At 69.1% G+C, this 18,554-nt stretch carries 18 protein-coding genes; 14 read left to right on the plus strand and 4 right to left on the minus strand.

Features of this window, described 5'->3' with window-relative positions; translation table 11 throughout:
• The first annotated feature begins 161 nt into the window (after positions 1-161).
• The 5 genes from FPZ12_RS42155 (at position 162) to FPZ12_RS42175 (ending at position 6,490) form a co-directional block, all read left to right on the plus strand.
• Positions 162-557 carry a YraN family protein gene (locus tag FPZ12_RS42155; protein WP_144762177.1) on the plus strand — a complete coding sequence of 132 codons (396 nt, stop codon included), beginning with the start codon at positions 162-164 and terminating at the stop codon, positions 555-557.
• The gene (locus FPZ12_RS42160) at positions 557-2,068 is read left to right on the plus strand and encodes a YifB family Mg chelatase-like AAA ATPase (protein WP_144762180.1); all 1,512 of its coding nucleotides are present in this window, start codon (positions 557-559) and stop codon (positions 2,066-2,068) included. The genes FPZ12_RS42155 and FPZ12_RS42160 overlap by 1 nt, the downstream gene beginning before the upstream one ends.
• A 134-nt stretch (positions 2,069-2,202) precedes the next feature.
• Positions 2,203-3,354: a DNA-processing protein DprA gene (gene dprA / locus FPZ12_RS42165; protein WP_144762183.1), complete on the plus strand. Its 1,152-nt coding sequence runs from the start codon at positions 2,203-2,205 to the stop codon at positions 3,352-3,354.
• A 213-nt stretch (positions 3,355-3,567) separates the two neighbouring features.
• Positions 3,568-4,575: a tyrosine recombinase XerC gene (locus FPZ12_RS42170; protein ID WP_144762187.1), complete on the plus strand. Its 1,008-nt coding sequence runs from the start codon at positions 3,568-3,570 to the stop codon at positions 4,573-4,575.
• A gap of 859 nt (positions 4,576-5,434) precedes the next feature.
• Complete coding sequence (locus FPZ12_RS42175; protein ID WP_424923701.1) at positions 5,435-6,490, plus strand: FliA/WhiG family RNA polymerase sigma factor; 1,056 nt, start codon at positions 5,435-5,437, stop codon at positions 6,488-6,490.
• Positions 6,491-7,051: 561 nt separating this feature from the next.
• Here FPZ12_RS42175 and FPZ12_RS42185 read toward each other — a convergent pair.
• The gene (locus tag FPZ12_RS42185; protein ID WP_243770310.1) at positions 7,052-7,564 is read right to left on the minus strand and encodes a M23 family metallopeptidase; all 513 of its coding nucleotides are present in this window, start codon (positions 7,562-7,564) and stop codon (positions 7,052-7,054) included.
• Positions 7,565-7,964: 400 nt separating this feature from the next.
• Between FPZ12_RS42185 and rpsB the strand changes: the two genes are divergently transcribed.
• The 5 genes from rpsB (at position 7,965) to FPZ12_RS42210 (ending at position 12,064) form a co-directional block, all read left to right on the plus strand.
• The gene (rpsB, locus tag FPZ12_RS42190) at positions 7,965-8,792 is read left to right on the plus strand and encodes a 30S ribosomal protein S2 (protein WP_144759979.1); all 828 of its coding nucleotides are present in this window, start codon (positions 7,965-7,967) and stop codon (positions 8,790-8,792) included.
• Positions 8,793-8,870: 78 nt separating this feature from the next.
• Positions 8,871-9,689 carry a translation elongation factor Ts gene (gene tsf / locus FPZ12_RS42195; protein ID WP_144759982.1) on the plus strand — a complete coding sequence of 273 codons (819 nt, stop codon included), beginning with the start codon at positions 8,871-8,873 and terminating at the stop codon, positions 9,687-9,689.
• 119 nt (positions 9,690-9,808) lie between these two features.
• Positions 9,809-10,564, plus strand: a complete 756-nt coding sequence (pyrH, locus tag FPZ12_RS42200; protein WP_279537871.1) for a UMP kinase — start codon at positions 9,809-9,811, stop codon at positions 10,562-10,564.
• A 46-nt stretch (positions 10,565-10,610) separates the two neighbouring features.
• Positions 10,611-11,168 (plus strand): ribosome recycling factor, encoded by a 558-nt coding sequence (gene frr / locus FPZ12_RS42205; RefSeq protein WP_144759985.1) that lies wholly within the window; start codon positions 10,611-10,613, stop codon positions 11,166-11,168.
• The gene (locus tag FPZ12_RS42210) at positions 11,168-12,064 is read left to right on the plus strand and encodes a phosphatidate cytidylyltransferase (protein WP_144759988.1); all 897 of its coding nucleotides are present in this window, start codon (positions 11,168-11,170) and stop codon (positions 12,062-12,064) included. The genes frr and FPZ12_RS42210 overlap by 1 nt, the downstream gene beginning before the upstream one ends.
• A 7-nt stretch (positions 12,065-12,071) precedes the next feature.
• Here FPZ12_RS42210 and FPZ12_RS42215 read toward each other — a convergent pair whose 3' ends face one another.
• Entirely contained in the window at positions 12,072-12,914 is an 843-nt protein-coding gene (locus tag FPZ12_RS42215) for a VOC family protein (RefSeq protein WP_144759991.1), read from the minus strand.
• A 77-nt stretch (positions 12,915-12,991) separates the two neighbouring features.
• Between FPZ12_RS42215 and FPZ12_RS42220 the strand changes: the two genes are divergently transcribed.
• The gene (locus FPZ12_RS42220) at positions 12,992-13,816 is read left to right on the plus strand and encodes a class I SAM-dependent methyltransferase (RefSeq protein WP_144759994.1); all 825 of its coding nucleotides are present in this window, start codon (positions 12,992-12,994) and stop codon (positions 13,814-13,816) included.
• On the opposite strand, the gene FPZ12_RS42225 is transcribed toward FPZ12_RS42220, so the two are convergent.
• Positions 13,765-14,253: a PadR family transcriptional regulator gene (locus FPZ12_RS42225; protein ID WP_243770309.1), complete on the minus strand. Its 489-nt coding sequence runs from the start codon at positions 14,251-14,253 to the stop codon at positions 13,765-13,767. The genes FPZ12_RS42220 and FPZ12_RS42225 overlap by 52 nt on opposite strands.
• 264 nt (positions 14,254-14,517) lie before the next feature.
• Here FPZ12_RS42225 and rlmN point away from each other — a divergent pair, with 264 nt between their 5' ends.
• Positions 14,518-15,624 carry a dual-specificity RNA methyltransferase RlmN gene (gene rlmN, locus FPZ12_RS42230; protein ID WP_144759997.1) on the plus strand — a complete coding sequence of 369 codons (1,107 nt, stop codon included), beginning with the start codon at positions 14,518-14,520 and terminating at the stop codon, positions 15,622-15,624.
• 78 nt (positions 15,625-15,702) lie between these two features.
• Here the strand turns inward: rlmN and FPZ12_RS42235 are convergent, their stop codons facing one another.
• Positions 15,703-15,972 carry a DUF2631 domain-containing protein gene (locus tag FPZ12_RS42235; RefSeq protein WP_144760000.1) on the minus strand — a complete coding sequence of 90 codons (270 nt, stop codon included), beginning with the start codon at positions 15,970-15,972 and terminating at the stop codon, positions 15,703-15,705.
• A 95-nt stretch (positions 15,973-16,067) separates the two neighbouring features.
• Here FPZ12_RS42235 and dxr point away from each other — a divergent pair, with 95 nt between their 5' ends.
• Entirely contained in the window at positions 16,068-17,279 is a 1,212-nt protein-coding gene (gene dxr, locus FPZ12_RS42240; protein WP_144760003.1) for a 1-deoxy-D-xylulose-5-phosphate reductoisomerase, read from the plus strand.
• A 3-nt stretch (positions 17,280-17,282) separates the two neighbouring features.
• A complete protein-coding gene (locus FPZ12_RS42245; protein WP_144760007.1) occupies positions 17,283-18,518 on the plus strand; it encodes a M50 family metallopeptidase in 1,236 nt (411 codons plus the stop codon).
• Positions 18,519-18,554: the final 36 nt, after the last annotated feature.

Consider the following 18,554-nt stretch of genomic DNA (forward strand, 5'->3'; position numbering starts at 1 on the left):
GCCCCACCGGCGCCCCGCTCACCCCCTCATCCCGCAGCCAGCCCCAGCAGTTGTCCACATGGGGTGGGTTGTCCACAGGCAGGAGAATTCCGTCTGGCCCCGGGGTCGTGAACCTGGCAGCGTCTTCGGGGACGCGAAGATTTCGACACTGGGGGTTCGAAATGAACGACGCTGCGGTCCTCACCGCGGCCAGGCCGCCGACGGCGCCGCACCTCGATCTGGGGCGCCGAGGCGAGCAGATGGCCGCCCGGTATCTGCAGAAGCAGGGGTTCATCGTGCTGTCCCGGAACTGGCGTTGTCGCGAAGGCGAGCTCGACCTCGTCGTCACCGATCGCAACACGCTGGTCGTGTGCGAGGTCAAGACCAGAGCAGGCGACCGGTTCGGCGACCCCACCGAGGCGGTCACCCCGGCCAAGGTCGCGCGCATCCGCCGCATAACCGGCCAGTGGCTCAGCGCGCATTGCGTCAACTGGTGCACGGTCCGATTCGATGTGATCGCAATCGTGCTCGCGCCTCCCGGCGCCATGTGCCTGCGGCATTACCCGGGAGCGTTCTGATGCCGATGGGGAACACCTGGTCGGTCGCCCTGATCGGGATAGACGGCAGGCTGATCGAGGTGGAGGCCGATCTCGGTGGCGGAATGCCCGGGATGAAGCTCGTCGGCCTGCCCGATGCCGGTCTGCGCGAGGCAAAGGACAGAGTCCGCTCAGCGGTCCGCAATTCCGGCCAACCGTGGCCGGGGGAGAAGCTCACACTGGGGCTGTCCCCGGCGAACCTCCCCAAGCTCGGGTCCGGGTACGACCTGGCCATCGCGATCGCGGTACTCGTCGCCGCCGAGCGGGTGCCCTCCGCCAGGCTGATGGGCACGGTGCTGTTCGGTGAGTTGTCGCTGGACGGCCGGATCCGCGAAGTCCGCGGTCTCCTGCCCGGCTTGCTGGCGGCCAGAAAGGCGGGCATGAAGCGCGCCGTCGTGCCTGCCCATTCACTGTTCGAGGCCGCGCTCGTCGACGGGCTCGACGTGTTCGGAGCAACCCGCCTGCAAGACGTCATAGCCTGGCTGCAGGGCGAGAATGTCCTGAGCGAGCCGGAGCCCTCGGCTTCGAGTCCGCCTGATGACGTGCCTGATCTGGCCGACGTCGTAGGCCAGCCCGAGGCCCGCTGGGCGTTGGAAGTCGCGGCGGCGGGCGGGCATCATTTGCTGCTCACCGGGCCGCCCGGCGTCGGCAAAACCATGCTCGCCAAACGGTTGCCGGGTCTGTTGCCGGTCCTGTCTCCGGAGGAGTCGCTGGAGGTGACAGCCGTGCGGTCCGTGCACGGGTCGCTGTCCCGCGCCTCCCCGCTGATCAAGATCCCGCCCTTCGTCGCGCCACACCATTCCGCTTCCGTCGCGGCGCTGATCGGTGGTGGCAGCGGGATGGCGTCGCCAGGGCTCATCAGTCAGGCGCATCGCGGGATTCTGTTGCTGGACGAGGCTTGCGAGTTCAACACGGCGGTCCTGGAATCTCTTCGGACGGCGCTGGAAGAAGGCGAAGTCCGCATCGCCCGTTCCAAGGGCTCGGTCTGCTATCCCGCGCGCTTCCAGTTGGTCCTGGCGACAAACCCTTGTCCTTGCGCACCCCCGAGAGAGAGCGACTGCACCTGCACGCCGTGGGCGCGTCGTCGGTACCTGGCCCGGCTGTCCGGCCCCTTGCTCGACAGGGTCGACATCCGCGTCAAAATGCGGCCGATCACGGCAATGACCACTCACGAGCACGGCACCACCGAGGCCACCGAAGTGGTGCGCAAGCGAGTAATCGGCGCGCGGGAGCGGGCTGCCGCGCGCTGGGCGGAACACGGTTGGCGCACGAACGCCGAGGTGCCGGGTCCGGCGTTGCGGCGTGAGTTCGCCTTGCCCCTCAAGACAACCGCATTGGTCGACCGCAGTCTCGAGCGCGGTTTCCTCACTGCCCGGGGAGCCGACCGATGCCTTCGCATAGCTTGGACACTCGCCGACCTCGCCAAGGCATCACGCCCGGAGCCCGATCACGTCGCCGCCGCACTCGAATTCCGCGATCGAGGCGCCGCGTAAGCGAATTCCCGCACGACTTCGAGCGCCCTCCGGCAGGCCTTTCGCCCTGTCGTTGCGAGCGCCGTCTGCGCCTGCGTTACTCCCTGAACGCCCACGGCCTTTCATCACTGCGATTTTCCGGCTCGGAGGCCGTCATGAACGAATTACATCTCGCGCGGGCATACCTCGCCCGCGTAGCGGAACCGCCCGCGGCCGCCCTCGTCGCGTTCGTCAACGAGGTCGGCCCCGTGACCGCTGCCGAACTGGTCCGAAAAGGACAGTGCCCACCGCGTGTGGTGCAGGAGACCACAGCCCGCCGGGAGGTGGACCAAGCCGAGCAGGACCTCGTCGAAGCAAAACGAAGAGGAATCCGACTTGTCATCCCGGAGGACGAGGAATGGCCGGCGTGGCCGTTGCTCTCCCTGGAAAACGCCGAGCGGCGGGGAGTGCGCAGTGCCGTGACTCCGCTGGCGCTGTGGGTTCGAGGCCAGCCGCGGCTCGACGAGGCAGCGAGTTCCGCGGTCGCCATCGTCGGCGCCCGCGCGGCAACCGCCTACGGGGAGAGCCTGGCCGGCGAGTTCGCCTATGGTCTCGTCGGCCACGGGATGGCTGTCTTTTCCGGCGCTGCCTACGGAATCGACGGCGCGGCGCACCGCGGCGCCTTGTCCGCGGAAGGGCTGACCGCGGCTTTTCTCGGCTGTGGGATCGACACGGGGTATCCGGCTTCACACACCGGCTTGCTGTCTCGTATCGCGGATCAAGGTGGTCTCGTGGTCAGTGAATATCCACCTGGGACGCCGCCTGCCCGGCATCGTTTCCTCGTCCGGAACAGACTGATCGCCGCTTTGACCGAGGGCACGGTCGTTGTCGAGGCGGCGCAGCGCAGCGGAGCGCGAAACACCGCAACCACGGCCGGAGTGCTCGGGAAGAGCGTGATGGCCGTGCCGGGTCCTGTCGGATCGAGGCTTTCCGCTGGCTGTCATGAGCTGATCCGGGACTCGGCGGCCACGCTGGTCTCTTCGGTCGGCGACATCATGGATGTGGTCGGCAAGCTGGGCACGCAGCCCGCCGAGAAGAGCAAGTCTCGACGCCCGACCGACGGCCTCGGTTCGGACGCGCTACGGGTTCACGAAACGCTCGAGAAGCGAGAGGGCAAGTCCGTCGAAGAGATCGCGGCCGAATCAGGAGTACCCGTGCCGCGAGTCCGGGCCGTTCTGCCGGCGCTGGAGTTGGAGGCCTTCGCGCAGCGTGGCGAAAGCGGGTGGCAACTGAGCCCGGTCGTGAAGAAATCACAGAAGACCGCATGATCGCCGGCTGTCAGCGCGGTAAGACGCGGGGAGGTGATGCGATACGCAGGCGATGGCGGTGTGGCGATGCTTGACCAACGGTGCCACTTCGCCCAGCGTGAAGAGCATGTTCCGGTCCACTCTCGGTTGCACGACGGGCGAACGTGCGTTCGTGCCGCGAACACACGGTGCGGGGAGCGGAAAGTCGCCTGACGAGACGACGGCGGTGTGAACATGGCTGCCCGGAAAACGTCCGAAAGCCGGATCGACCTCCGGCTTGTCCGCGCGGAGCTGCCGCCCGAGGCAGGCGCGCTGGTGGACCAATACGAGCGCCATCTTGGGCTCGAGCGCGGACTTTCCGAGCACACTGTGCGCGCCTACGTGGGCGACATCGTGTCCCTACTGGGATTCCTGCACGGAGTGCCGAATGAGAACGGCAGGAATCCTGATAGCCGCACGGCTTTGCAGGGACTGGACACGGCGGCGTTGCGCGCCTGGCTGGCGGAACTGCATGCGGGCGGTGCCAGCCGGACGACTCTGGCCCGCCGTTCGGCCGCGGCGCGGACCTTCACGGCTTGGGCCCGGCGGCAAGGTGCGCTCGATTCGGATCCAGGTGCGAGGCTGGTCGCGCCGCGCACGCATCGGCCCCTGCCCGCGGTGCTCCGGACGGATGAGGCCGGCAGCGTCTTGAAGGCATCGAGTGCCGGTGCGGTTCAACTGGACCCCGAAGCGTTGCGGGACCACGCCGTACTCGAGCTGCTCTACGCCACCGGGGTTCGGGTGTCCGAGCTTTGTGGACTCGATCTCGGCGACGTAGATCTCGGGAGCCGGGTCGTGCGGGTGCTCGGCAAGGGTGGCAAGGAACGTGTGGTGCCCTTCGGCGTGCCTGCCGACAAGGCCTTGCGCAGCTGGTTGGACGAGGGCAGGCCGGCGCTGGTGGAGTCCGCGTCGAAACCGCACGCCACGGCGCTCTTCCTGGGGATCCGTGGTGGCCGGCTCGATCCGCGCGCGGTGCGGCGGGTGGTCCACGAGGCCGTTGGTTCGGTGCCCGGTGCCGCGGATATGGGGCCACATGGGCTGCGGCATACCGCGGCGACGCATCTCCTGGAGGGCGGCGCCGATCTCCGCAGCGTTCAGGAATTGCTCGGTCACGCTACGCTTGCGACAACGCAGCTCTACACTCATGTGACAGTCGAGCGGCTTAAGGCGATTCATGATCGAGCCCACCCGCGCGCCCGATGAACTCGGGCGCGGTGCGGCGGGTCTCGAGGAGTTGTCTTTGCCGCGACCGACCGCTAACGAGCCCGGAGACCGAACTGAGCCCGCTGCCGAGAACGGCCGTCCTGTGACGGCCGATTTGCGACGCATGGACGCAGACCGCTCGGGTAGCGACCCGAGTGGTCGTCTCGGCGTATCTTCGAACGGCCATGCCGGTGGGTCTACTGAGGATGGTCATCGGGAGGGCGAAGGTCTGCCTGCCGAGGAAATTTCCCGGCAGGGATCAGGTCCGGTGGGGACTGCGGACGAGGCCGGAAAGCGCGATACGGCAGACTCGGCAGTGGATGTGCCCGGTGCGCTGGCCGATGGGGGCGGCGCTCGGAAGGATGCGGCCGGTGTGGAGGCTGCGTCCGGCAGGTTCGAGGAGTCGGACGTCGCCGCTGGGGACGGCCGAAAGGGAGTGACCAACCGCGTCGGGGGAGTGGTGGTCGGCGGTGCCGCGATGGTGCCGGTTGACGACAGCGGGGGCGATGTGGCCGAGGGGGCCAAGAACAGTGCGGTCGGCGGCAAAGGGGGAACCGCGACCAAGACGGCGATGAGCCGTGCCGGGAATGCGGCAGGGCAGGTATCCGGTACCGATGCGGACAAGCGCACCGGCAAGCTCGCGAACCCGGAAGCCGGCCGCTTCGACACACCCGGCGACGGTGCACCGGTGGACACAGCCGCGCCTAGCGACGGTGCATCCGCCAGCATGGCCGCGCGTGGCGACGGTGTGCTCACCAGCACGGACGCGCGCAGCGACGGTGCATCGGCTGACGTGGCCGCGCCTGGTGACGGCGCACCCACCGACACGGACGCGCCTGGTGACGGTGCGCCCGCCGACATGGCCGCGCGCAGCGACGGTGCACCCGTCGATACGGCGCCGCGTGGCGACGGTGCGTCGGCTGACACGGCCGCGCGTGGCGACGGCGCACCGGCCCACGTGGACGCGGCTGGCGAGGGCGCCGCGACCGCGGGGCTGGGCGAAACGGGTGGATCACCGGGCGAAAACGTGGCCGTGGGTGCGCGTGACGCGGTGTCCGGCGGGACCAGCGCGGACTCAACTGGCGAGGTCGCCGCCGAGGCGCCAGGATCGGGGACGGAAACAGCAACGGCCTCGGCGGGGGCGGCGGTGAACGACGTTGACGCGGCGATTCACGCGTTGTGGCTCGAATTCCGGGCCAAGCCGCACCAGCGGCTGCGAGAACGGCTGGTGCTCCACTACGCCCCCCTGGTCAAGTACGTCGCCGGGCGGGTGGGCACCGGGTTGCCGACCCACGTCGACGTGGGCGATCTCGTCCAGTCAGGCATCTTCGGCCTGATCGACGCCATCGAGAAGTTCGACCCCGAACGCGGGCTCCGGTTCGAGACCTACGCGATGCAGCGCATCAGAGGCGCGATCCTCGACGACCTCCGCTCCCAGGACTGGGTGCCCCGGGTGGTCCGCAGCCGCCTCCGTGAGGCCGAACGGGCATTGGAACGCCTCGGCGCGCGGCTTCACCGCACTCCGACCGACACCGAACTGGCCCTCGAGCTCGAGATCAGCCTCGACGAGCTCCGCGACCTCTACGGCCAGCTTCGCCTGACCAGCGTGGTCGCGCTGGAAGACCTCGTTTCGGCAGGCAAGGACAGCGGATCTCTGGTCGACACCCTGCCCGACGACGACGCCGTGGACCCGGTGGCCGTTCTGGTCGATCGGGACAACCGGCGGCAGCTGGCCGAGGCGATCGCGCAGCTGACCGAGCGGGACCGGATCGTGGTCAGCCTCTACTACTTCGAAAGCCTCACCCTCGCCGAAATCGGCAAGGTCCTCGGCGTCACCGAATCACGGGTGAGCCAGCTGCACACTCGGGCCGTCCTGCGGCTGCGGGCTCGGCTCACCGAACAGGCCGGGGTCTGAGCCTGGACGAAAGCGCGAACTCGTGAACGCGGAGACGCGTGCTCGCGAACGCGGTGATAGGTGCGTGGTGTCCTCCTTGCGGTGCCGATTGGGGCACGCGGTCCAGTGCGGCACGGGATCTAGCGGGGCGTGGTGGGTGCAGGGCGATCGGGGCAGGCTTCAGCCGGAGCCGGAGCCGGAGCCGGAGCCGGAGCCGGGGCCGGAGCGGAGCGAGAGCCGGAGCCGGAGCCGGAGCCGGAGCCGGAGCCAGGGCCGGAGCCGGAGCCAGGGCCGGAGCCGGAGCCGGAGCCAAGGCCGGAGCCGGGCGTGAAGCCGGAGCGAGAGCCGGAGCCGGGCCAGAGCCAGAGTCGGAGCCAAAGCCGGAGCTGGAGTCGGAGCCTGGGCCAGAGCCTGGGCCAAGGCCGAAGCCGGGGGTCGGGGGCGAAGCAGAAGCCAGGGCCAGGGCCGAAGCAGGGGCCAGGGCCGAAGCGGCGGCCGGGCCGAAACCGAAGCAAGGCAAGGCACGGCACGCAGGGCTCGCCTGGTGGGGTGAGCGGGTGGCACTCGGATCGGTGGGCCGTATCAAGGGGGCTCGTCGGGTGGGCGTACCTCCGCGTCGGAGGGCAGGGTCCACGGCTTCAGCCTGATCACGGACTCCGTCCGGATCAGGGCCAGCGGGTCCAGGTACTCCTCGCCCCGCCGGACGCCCCAGTGCAGGCAGGCCGCGACGCTGCAACCGGGATGCCCCGGATTGACCGTCCCGATCGGCTGACCTCCGTACACCTGCGCGCCCGCCGCGACCAGGGGCGTGACCGGCTCGTACGTGGTGCGCAGGCCGCCGTCGTGGTCGATGGAGACGACGCCTGCGCCGGCCACCTGGCCCGCGAACACCACGACACCCGGCCCGGCGGCGAGGACCTGCTGGCCTGGCGCTGCGGCCAGGTCCACGCCTCGGTGCCCAGGGCCGTACGGGCTCTCCGGCGCGTCGAACGTCCGCGTCACCTGCGGTGCCGGCGACAGCGGCCAGGCGAAGCGGGGCTCGGCGCTCTGGGCCAGTGCGCGCGGCGAAGCCGCCAGCGATCCCGCTAGCAGCAGGAACGTCAGCGCCAGGCGGATCAGGATGGTCACTGGTCCAGCTTGGCCTGGCTGGGGCCCGGGTGGTGAAAAAGTTGGCGGGCCTGTGGACAACCGGGGTGGTGTGGACAAGTCACCGCCATCGAGTCGCCCGTGGTGAACCGCGCCGGGCCTGGGCGTACACTGTTCGCGCGGCCTGTGCTGGCACAGGTCGACTTCGCGTGTACGTGCATGTCCCACATTTCCATCAGGCGGTATCAGGCGGTGGGACACACGGCGCCCGGCGGTCCCCGTGGAGACACGGGGTCCGGGCACCGGCACTGCACCAGGGCCTCCGGTCACCCGGCCGGCGGCGACAAACCGACCATGCGTGCCGGGTCGCACCCGGCGCGCTCAAGACAGAAGAGGTGCGAATCCGGCCATGGCCGTCGTCACCATGAAGCAGCTGCTCGATTCCGGTGTGCACTTCGGGCACCAGACCCGGCGCTGGAACCCGAAGATGAAGCGCTACATCCTCACCGAGCGCAACGGCATCTACATCATCGACCTGCAGCAGACGCTGACCTACATCGACCGTGCCTTCGAGTTCATCAAGGAAACCGTCGCGCACGGCGGCACGATCATGTTCGTGGGCACCAAGAAGCAGGCCCAGGAAGCGATCGCGGCCGAGGCCCAGCGCGTGGGCATGCCCTTCGTGAACCAGCGCTGGCTGGGCGGCATGCTGACCAACTTCCAGACCGTGCACAAGCGGCTGCAGCGCCTCAAGGAGCTCGAGTCCCAGGAGCAGACCGGCGGCTTCCAGGGCCTGACCAAGCGCGAGATCCTGACGCTGACCCGCGAGAAGGACAAGCTGGAGAAGACCCTCGGCGGTATCCGCGACATGGCGAAGGTGCCCTCCGCCGTGTGGATCGTGGACACCAAGAAGGAGCACATCGCCGTCGGCGAGGCGCGCAAGCTGAACATCCCCGTCGTCGCGGTGCTCGACACCAACTGCGACCCGGACGAGGTCGACTACCCGATCCCGGGCAACGACGACGCGATCCGCTCGGCCGCGCTGCTCACCAAGGTCGTCGCCGAGGCGGCCGCCGCCGGCCTGCTCGCCCGTTCGGGCCGCAACGGTTCGGCTCCGGAGGGCCAGGACAAGCCCGAGCCGGGCGTCGCGACCGACGAGCCGCTGGCCGAGTGGGAGAAGGAACTCCTCGCCGGCAACGAAGGCGGCCAGCCCGCCGAGCAGACCACCTCTTCCTGATCGACCCCAGCCCCGGCCGGCCGTCTTCGCCGGCGGCCGCCGGGCCCTGACTTTCCCGAAGGGAACGGAAAGCGCACGATGGCGAACTACACCGCGGCTGACGTGAAGCGTCTCCGCGAGCTCACCGGCTCCGGCATGATGGACTGCAAGAAGGCGCTCGAGGAGAGCGACGGCGACTTCGAGAAGGCCGTCGAGGCTCTGCGCATCAAGGGCGCCAAGGACGTCGGCAAGCGCGCCGAGCGCGCCACCGCCGAGGGCCTCGTCGCCGGCGACGGCGGCGTGCTCATCGAGCTCAACTCCGAGACCGACTTCGTCGCCAAGAACGAGCAGTTCCAGCAGCTCGCCGACAAGATCGTGGCGGCGGCCAAGACCGCCCGCACCGACGACGTCGAGAAGCTGGCCGCTGCCGAGATCGAGGGCGGCCAGACCGTCAACGACGCCGTGCAGGAGCTCGCCGCGAAGATCGGCGAGAAGCTCGTCCTGCGCCGGGTCGCCTCCTTCGACGGCACCGTCGAGACCTACCTCCACCGCCGTGGCGCCGGCCTCCCGCCGGCCGTCGGCGTGCTGGTCGAGTACACCGGTGACAGCGCTGACGCGGCCCGCGGCGCGGCGCTGCAGATCGCGGCGCTGAAGCCGAAGTACCTGACCCGCGAGCAGGTCCCGGCCGAGCTGGTCGACAACGAGCGGCGCATCGCCGAGGAGACCGCCCGGAACGAGGGCAAGCCCGAGCAGGCCCTGCCGAAGATCATCGAAGGCAAGGTCAACGCGTTCTACAAGGACACCGTGCTGCTCGAGCAGCCCTCGGTGACCGACAACAAGAAGACCGTCAAGCAGCTGCTCGACGAGGCGGGCGTGACCGTCACCCGGTTCGCCCGGTTCGAAGTGGGCCAGCAGTAGGCCCTCGCGGCTGACGCGTATCGTGCCCCGTCTCCGGAGAATCGGGGACGGGGCACGGTTACGAACGAGGACTTTTGGGCAGAGCGGTACCCAGCGGAGGTGAGGCGGGCGTGACTGAGGTGGGGGTGGCTTCCCGGCAGGGGGCGCAGGACGGCTTTCGGCGGGTACTGCTGAAGCTCGGCGGCGAGATGCTCGGCGGCGGTTCGCTGGGCGTGGACCCCGACGTGGTGCACTCGGTTGCCGTGCAGATCGCGGACGTCGTCCGCACCGGCGTGCAGATGGCGGTGGTCATCGGCGGCGGTAACTACTTCCGCGGCGCGGAACTCTCCCAGCGGGGAATGGACCGTGACCGCGCAGACTACATGGCCATGCTGGGCACCGTGATGAACTGCATCGCGATGCAGGACTTCCTGGAAAAGGAAGGAATCCCCACGCGGGTGCAGAGCGCCATCACGATGGGGCAGGTCGCCGAGCCCTACATTCCGCGCCGCGCCGAGCGTCACCTGGAAAAGGGGCGCGCGGTCATCTTCGCCGCCGGCGTCGGGATGCCGTACTTCTCCACGGACACCGCCGCCGCGCAGCGCGCGCTGGAGATCGGGTGCGAGGCCGTGCTGATGGCCAAGGCCGTCGACGGCGTGTTCACGGCCGACCCGAAGAGCGACCCGAGCGCGAAGATGTTCGACGAGATCACCCATCGCGAGGTGCTGGAGCGGGGTCTCAAGGTCGCCGACGCGACCGCGTTCAGCCTCTGCATGGACAACAACATGCCGATCATCGTGTTCAACCTGCTCACCGAGGGGAACATCGCGCGCGCGGTGCGTGGTGAGAGGATCGGCACGCTGGTCAGCACCCCCACTGTCGGGCCGGACGCCTAGCCCTGGTGGGATCGCAGGAGACAACTGAGAGACAACGGGAGTAGCCGTGATCGACGAGACCCTCCTCGACGCCGAGGAGAAGATGGAAAAAGCGGTGTCCTTCGCGAAGGAGGATCTGTCGTCGGTGCGGACCGGCCGGGCCACCCCGTCGATGTTCTCCCGCGTGGTGGTCGAGGCCTACGGCTCGACGATGCCGCTCAACCAGGTGGCGAGCGTGAACATCCCCGAAGCGAGGATGGCGATCGTCAAGCCGTACGACCAGGGGCAGCTCGGCGCCATCGAGAAGGCCATCCGCGACTCCGACCTCGGCGTGAACCCGAGCAACGACGGGCAGATCATCCGGATCGTGATCCCGCAGCTGACCGAGGAGCGGCGGCGCGAGATGGCGAAGATGGCCAAGGGCAAGGGCGAGGACGCGAAGGTGCACATCCGCGGCGTCCGGCGCAAGGCCAAGGAGGAGCTGGACCGCATCGCCAAGGACGGCGAGGCCGGTGAGGACGAGGTCGCGCGCGCCGAGAAGGAGCTGCAGAACCTCACCGACAGCTACGTGAACCAGGTCGAGGAGCTCGTGAAACACAAGGAAGCCGAGCTACTCGAGGTCTGATGGCCCAGGTGAGCGAAGAACGCGAGAAGGCGCCGATACCGATGTCTTCTCCCGAGCCGGACGAGCCCGCGGAACCGGCGAAGAAACCGTCGCGGGCCGGCCGGAACCTCCCGGCGGCGATCGGGGTCGGCCTGGTGCTCGGCGCGGCCGTCCTGGTCTCGCTGCTGACCGTGCGGTTCCTGTTCATCGGGATCATCGGGGTCGCGATGGCGGTCGGCACGATCGAGTTCGCGCAGGCGCTGCGCCGGGCGGCGGGGATCAAGCTGGCGTTGATCCCGCTGCTCGTCGGCGGCCAGGCGATGGTCTGGCTGACCTGGCCGTTCGGCCTGAGCGGCACCCTTGTCGCGTTCGCGCTCACCATGCTCGCGTGCCTGCTGTGGCGCCTGCCGGGTGGTGCCGAAGGTTATCTGCGGGACATTTCGGCGACCGTGTTCGCCGCCGCGTACCTGCCCCTGTGCGGGGCGTTCGCGGCGATGATGGTGCCGCCGTCGGACGGCGCGGCGCGGGTGCTCACGTTCATGATCGGCGTGGTCGCGTCCGACACGGGCGGCTACGCGGCAGGCGTGCTCAAGGGCCGCCATCCGATGGCGCCGTCGATCAGCCCGAAGAAGTCCTGGGAAGGGTTCGGCGGTTCGCTCGTCGCGGGTATCGCCGCCGGAGCGCTCACCTTCAGCTTCCTGCTGGACGCGCACGCCTGGCAGGGCGTGCTGTTCGGCGCCGCGATCGTGCTGACCGCGACGCTGGGCGATCTCGTGGAGTCGCTGATCAAGCGGGATCTCGGCATCAAGGACATGGGCACCATGCTGCCCGGCCACGGCGGTCTGATGGACCGCCTGGATTCACTGCTGCCGTCGGCCGTCGTGTCGTGGGTGCTGCTGACAGCGTTCGTGGCTTAGCCGGGCTTCAGTCGTCGTAGGGGTCGTCCACTTCCGCCCGGCCCCATTCTCCTTGCCGCTGCGTGCGATCGACGATCGAGAACACCGCGCCGCAGGGATCGGCGAGTACCGACATGCGGCCCCACGGGGTGTCGTACGGATCGAGGACCACGCGCCCGCCGAGCATCAGGGCGTGCCCGGCCGTCGCGTCCGTGCCGCGCGCCGGGTCCACGTCGAAGTAGATCATCCAGTGCGGCAGGGTATCCGGCGGATACTCCGACCCCATCACGTAGCGGTAGAGCACGGGCTCCTGATCCAGGCTCCACTCGGCGTAGTCCACGCCGCGCGGGTCGCCGATCTGCCGCGACGTGTAGTTGAAGAGGCGGCAGAAGAAGCCGTCCGCCGCTTCGCCGTTGTGCGTGTTGAGGTCGGCGGTCGCGAACGTGCCGGGCACCCCGGTGGTGAAGGTCCAGTTCTCGGGCTGCCAGAACACGATCGGCGCGCCTGACGGGTCGGTCGCGTGCAGGATGCTGCCGCGGTCGGGCAGCTGGACCGGCCCGAGGGTGATGGTGCCGCCGAGGTGCGTGACCCATTCCGCGGCCGTCGCGGTGTTGCTGACCGAAACGTTGATGGTCCACAGGCTCGGCTGGTTCGCCCCGGCGCGGTAGATGCCGCCCACGTCGGCTTCGCCGAGGGACGCGATCGAATATCTCCCGGTGGCCGTCGCCGGATCGCGGTTCAGCGTGTACTTCCAGCCGAACAGCTCGTTGTAGAACCGCTGCGCGCTGTCCTCGTCGAAGGTGGCCAGCTCGATCCAGCACGGAATACCGGAGGGGAGTGTCGAGCGGATGACCGACGGGCCGAGTGCCATGGTGCCTCCTGTCCCGGGTACCTCAGTCTAAGGCGAACAGGAGATCGTTTCGGTGTTACGCGTCGTACACTCGGCGGATGTGGAACGCCGCCCGTCGCGGGCTGAAAGCGCTCTCCCGCGACGCGGGCGTCGTGCCGAGTCCGAACATCTGGTACCACCCCGGCGTCTACGAGATCGAGAACAGGGCGCAGGACGCCGGTGACGAGATCTGGCGCGTGCTGGCGGAGGAAGCGGACTGGACCGGCCGCGATGTGGCCGATGTCGGCTGTGGGGACGGATTCCACCTGCCTCGGTTCGCGGCGGGGGCGAAGTCCGTCGTGGGCGTCGAGCCGCATGAGCCGCTGGTGCGCCGGGCCCGGCAACGGACGCAAGAGCTGACCACGGTACGGACGCTGAGCGGTTCCGCCGAACGGCTGCCGTTGCCGGACGCCAGCGTCGATCTCGTGCACGCGCGGACGGCGTATTTCTTCGGCCCCGGTTGCGATCCGGGGCTGCGCGAGGCGGACCGGGTGCTGCGGCCGGGCGGCAAACTGGTGATCGTCGACCTCGACGCCACGGCCGGGCCCTACGGGCGCTGGATGCGCGCGGATCTGCCTCATTACGACCCGGCCGCGGTGGAGAAGTTCTTTCACCGCCAGGGTTTTCGCTGTCGCAGGGTGGACACGCGCTGGCGGTTCGCCTGCCGCGCGGACCTGGAAGCCGTGCTGAAGATCGAGTTCAGCCCAGCCGTGGCCGCCGCGGCCATCAAGGAGGTCTTACGCGACAACGGTTCCGCTGCCGACGGGTACACGATGCCGGTGGGTTACCGGGTCCTTGTCCGCGAAAAGCCCACCGGCATCGTGCTGCTTGATCACTCGTCTTCCTCGTCGTCCTCGGAAGTGGTCTCGCCGAGGATGCCGTAGAGCGAGCGCCGGGCCTCGTTGAGGACCTCGACCGCGCGCTTCTTCTGGCTGGGCGTGCCGGCCTGGGAGACCTGCATCGCGGCTGCCGCCAGCGTGGCGCCGGCCTTGCGCAGGTTGACCTCGGTGGGGTCGACCTCGTCCGCGATCAGTTCCCACGGCGGGGCGCCCTCGTGTCGCTCGGCGGCGGCGCGGCCTTCGTCGGTCAGCTCGAACAGCTTCTTGCCGCCTTCGTCCCGGCTCACGACCAGGCCTTCGTCGGCGAGCAGCTGCAGCGTCGGGTAGATGGAACCCGGGCTCGGGCGCCAGAAACCGTTACTGCGCTCGGCGATCTCACTAATGATCTCGTAGCCGTGCCGCGGCTGCTCGGCCAGCAGGGCCAGCACGGCCGCGCGCACGTCACCGCGCCGTCCGCGACGGCCGCCGCGACGACCACGCATGGGCCCACGCGGTCCGCCGAACGGGCCGCCGGGACCTCCGGGGCCACCAGGACCCCAACCGGGCGGGAACTCGCCGAACCCGCCGCGCGAGCGGGGACCGAACGCCCCGCGCATTTCCGGACCAGGGGGGAAGGGATGCCTTCTCATGATCTTTCTCCTTCTTGTCGATGTTCGCCGAGACATCTCGTTGTGTCCCGACATGCTTACGATATATCGGAAACAGTCGGAACGCAACTCCGCAGGTCATGAGACACTTGAGCGGTTATGACTGCCCTCCCTCTGGTCTTCGAAGCACCTCGCCGCGGCCTGCCGCCGCGGCACCTCGCCGACCTCACCGTCGCCGAGCGGGCCGAAGCGGTCGCCGAGCTCGGTGAGAAGCCGTTCCGTGCCAAACAGCTGTCGAACCACTACTTCTCCCGGCTGACGGTCGACCCGGAGGCGATGACGGACATCCCGGCGGCCTCGCGGGAGCGGCTGGTCGGCGAGCTGATGCCACCGCTGCTGACGGAGGTGCGCGCGCTGGCGTGTGACGACGGCACGACGCGCAAGACGCTGTGGCGCGCTCACGACGGCACGCTGCTGGAGAGCGTTTTGATGCGCTACCCGGACAGGGCCACGTTGTGCATTTCCAGCCAGGCTGGCTGCGGGATGGCGTGCCCGTTCTGCGCGACGGGTCAGGGCGGGCTGGACAGGAACCTGTCCACCGCGGAGATCGTGGACCAGGTGCGCGCCGCGGCCGCGGTGATGCGCGACGGCACGATGACCGGCGGACCCGGCAGGCTGTCGAACATCGTCTTCATGGGGATGGGCGAACCGCTGGCGAATTACAAGCGCGTCGTGGCCGCGGTCCGCCGCATCACCGATCCCGCGCCCGGCGGGCTCGGGATCTCGCAGCGTTCGGTCACGGTGTCCACGGTCGGCCTCGCGCCCGCGATCCGGAAGCTGGCGGACGAGAAGATGCAGGTGCGCCTTGCGGTTTCGCTGCACACGCCGGACGACGAGCTGCGGGACACGCTGGTGCCGGTGAACAACCGGTGGTCGGTGGACGAGGTGCTCGAAGCGGCGCGGTACTACGCGGACACGAGCGGGCGCCGGGTGTCGATCGAGTACGCCTTGATCCGCGACATCAACGACCAGCCGTGGCGGGCGGATCTGCTGGCGAAGCGGTTGCGCAAGCACCTGAACCAGCTGGTGCACGTGAACGTCATCCCGCTGAACCCGACGCCGGGCTCGAAGTGGGACGCGTCGCCGAAGCCGGTCGAGCGGGAGTTCGTGCGCCGCGTCAACGCCGGGGGAGTGGCGTGCACGGTTCGTGACACCCGCGGCCAGGAGATCGCCGCCGCCTGCGGGCAGCTGGCCGCCGAAGGCTGAAAACCTGACGAGTCCATTGTGGACGAATGAAAAAGGGCCGCGAACCCAGCCGGGTCCGCGGCCCTTTTCGTCCCGGGCTCAACGCCTCCAGGCGGTGCGCGACCGCTTGAGGTCGATCAGCAGCAGGATGACCAGAGCGGCGGCGAGGCCGATCAGCCACACGTTCTCGGTGTTGTTCTCGTGGTTGTTGTAGATCATCACGAGCAGCACGAACGCGCTGAACCAGCCGGCGATCCGGGTGGCCTTCGGGAAATGCCCGTGCCAGCCCCATTCGGCCGACGGCTCGTCACGGGGGTCGACCTTTTGCGCTTCGGCCTTCTGCCGCTTTTCGACCGCCTTGGTAGCCACCGCGAACTCTCCTCCACGCCCTGTCTTCACCTGCACTGGGGATAATCCCACATGCGGCGCGAACCCGCGCCGGGCGGTTCGGGACAATGGTGGTGATGAACACGACTCGCACCGTCCTCGTGCTCGGTTCCACGGGATCGATCGGCACGCAGGCCCTCGACGTGGCAGCCCGGAACACCGATCGCTTCCGCATCGCCGGGCTCGCCGCCGGCGGTTCCGACCCGGCCCTGCTCGCCGCGCAGGCGCTCGCGCACCAGGTGGACGCCATCGCCGTGACCAGGCCGACGGTGGTCGAGGACCTGCAGCTGGCGCTGTACACGGAGGCGCAGCAGCGCGGCTACGCCAGAGGTGAGTTCCGTCTCCCGCGCATCTTCGCGGGTGCCGACGCCGTGACGGAGCTGATCGCCGCTGTCCCGGTGGACGTCGTGCTCAACGGGTTGCCCGGCTCACAGGGCCTGGCCCCGACGCTGCGCGCGCTGGAGACGGGCGCGAAGCTGGCGCTGGCGAACAAGGAATCGCTGATCGCAGGCGGCCCACTCGTGCTCGCGGCCGCCAAGCCCGGCCAGCTCGTCCCGGTCGACTCCGAGCATTCCGCGATGGCGCAGGCCCTGCGCGGCGGCCGGGCCGAAGAGGTGGACAGGCTCGTGCTCACCGCTTCCGGTGGTCCTTTCCGCGGCCGCGCCCGCGAGGCCTTGACGGACGTCACGGTGGAGGACGCGCTCGCGCACCCCACCTGGTCGATGGGCAAGCTCGTCACGATCAACTCGGCCACGCTGGTCAACAAGGGCCTCGAGCTGATCGAGGCGCATCTGCTGTTCGGCGTGCCCTGTGACCGGATCGACGTGGTCGTGCACCCGCAGTCGGTCGTGCACTCGATGGCCACCTTCACCGACGGTTCGACACTGGCACAGGCCAGCCCGCCGGACATGCGGCTGCCGATCTCGATGGCCTTGGACTGGCCGAACCGGGTGCCCGGCGCCGCGTCCGCGTGCGTCTGGGACAAGGCCACGGCCTGGACGTTCGAGCCGCTGGACAGCGTGGCCTTCCCGGCGGTGGAGCTGGCCCGGCACGCCGGCACCGTCGGCGGGCTGCTCCCGGCGGTCTTCAACGCGGCCAACGAGGTGCTGGTCGAGGCGTTCCTGACGCAGAACACCCGCTTCACGTCCATCGTGGACACTATTGAAAGGGTGCTCCAGGCTGCCGACGGCTGGCGCCGGGACCCCCGTGACCTGGAGGACGTGTTCGCCGCGGAGGAGTGGGCCAGGGCCCGCGCGGCCGAAACCACCGAGACGACCGGAAGGAACTAGGGCGTGCTCGCCTACATTTTCGGAGTCGTGCTGTTCGCGCTGGGCATCTGCGTGTCCGTCGCGCTGCACGAGGCGGGACACATGCTCAGCGCGAAGGCCTTCGGCATGAAGGTCCGGCGTTACTTCATCGGCTTCGGGCCGAAGGTCTTCTCGTTCCGCCGCGGCGAGACGGAGTACGGCGTCAAGTGGATCCCGCTCGGCGGGTTCTGCGACATCGCCGGGATGACCGCGCTCGACGAGGTGACGCCGGACGAGGCGCCGCGCGCGATGTGGCGGTTCAAGACGTGGAAGCGCACGATCGTGCTGGCCGCCGGTTCGGTGACGCACTTCCTGCTCGGGTTCATCGTGCTCTACCTGATGGCCTGCACCATGGGCCTGCCGAACGCCATGATCGGCAAGGCGCAGATCGCCACGGTGGCCGACTGCGTCCAGAACGCCACCACCGAGGATCAGGTCCTCAACCCGAACTGCCAGTCCACGGGCGCGACCGTCGCGCCGGCGAAGGCCGGCGGCCTCCAGCCCGGTGACGAGATCGTCGCCGTCGGCGGCACGGAGACCAAGACCTATTCCGATGTCACGGCGAAGATCCAGCCGCTGTCCGGCCCGGTCGACTTCGAGGTCAAGCGCGACGGCCAGCTGATCCACCTGACGATCAACGTGGCGCAGGTCGAGCGCCCGGTCTCCGACACCAGCAGCGGCTCGCAGGGCGCGACGAAGATCGTCAAGGTCGGCACCATCGGCGTCGGCTTCCCGACCTACCTGCACTACAACGCGGTCAGCGCGTTCGGCGGCGCCGGCATGTTCACCGCCGACATGTTCGCCCAGACCTGGGACAGGCTGCTGGAGTTCCCGGAGCGGATCCCGGCCGTGGTGCACTCGATCTTCGGCGGCGAGCGCGACCCGAACACCCCGGTCAGCGTGGTCGGCGCGAGCCGGATCGGCGGCGAAGCGGTCGAAGCCGGACTATGGCCGCTGTTCCTGATCCTGCTGGCGAGCCTGAACTTCTTCGTCGGCGTGTTCAACCTGCTGCCGCTGCTCCCGCTTGACGGCGGGCATATCGCGGTGACCTGGTACGAGCGCGTGCGGGACTGGGTGCGCGGGCTGCGCGGCAAGGCCGCGGGCGGGCCGGTCGACTACACGAAGCTGTCCGCCATCACGATGGTTCTCGTGTTCGTCGGCGGCGCCGTAACGCTGCTCACCGTGACGGCTGACATCGTGAACCCCATCCGGCTTCAGTGAGTAGGCTGGGGGCGTGAGTGTCGCGCTTGGTATGCC

Origin of the sequence: Amycolatopsis acidicola (assembly GCF_007713735.2) — a bacterium.
In the GTDB taxonomy this organism is placed as follows: Bacteria; Actinomycetota; Actinomycetes; order Mycobacteriales; family Pseudonocardiaceae; genus Amycolatopsis_E; species Amycolatopsis_E acidicola.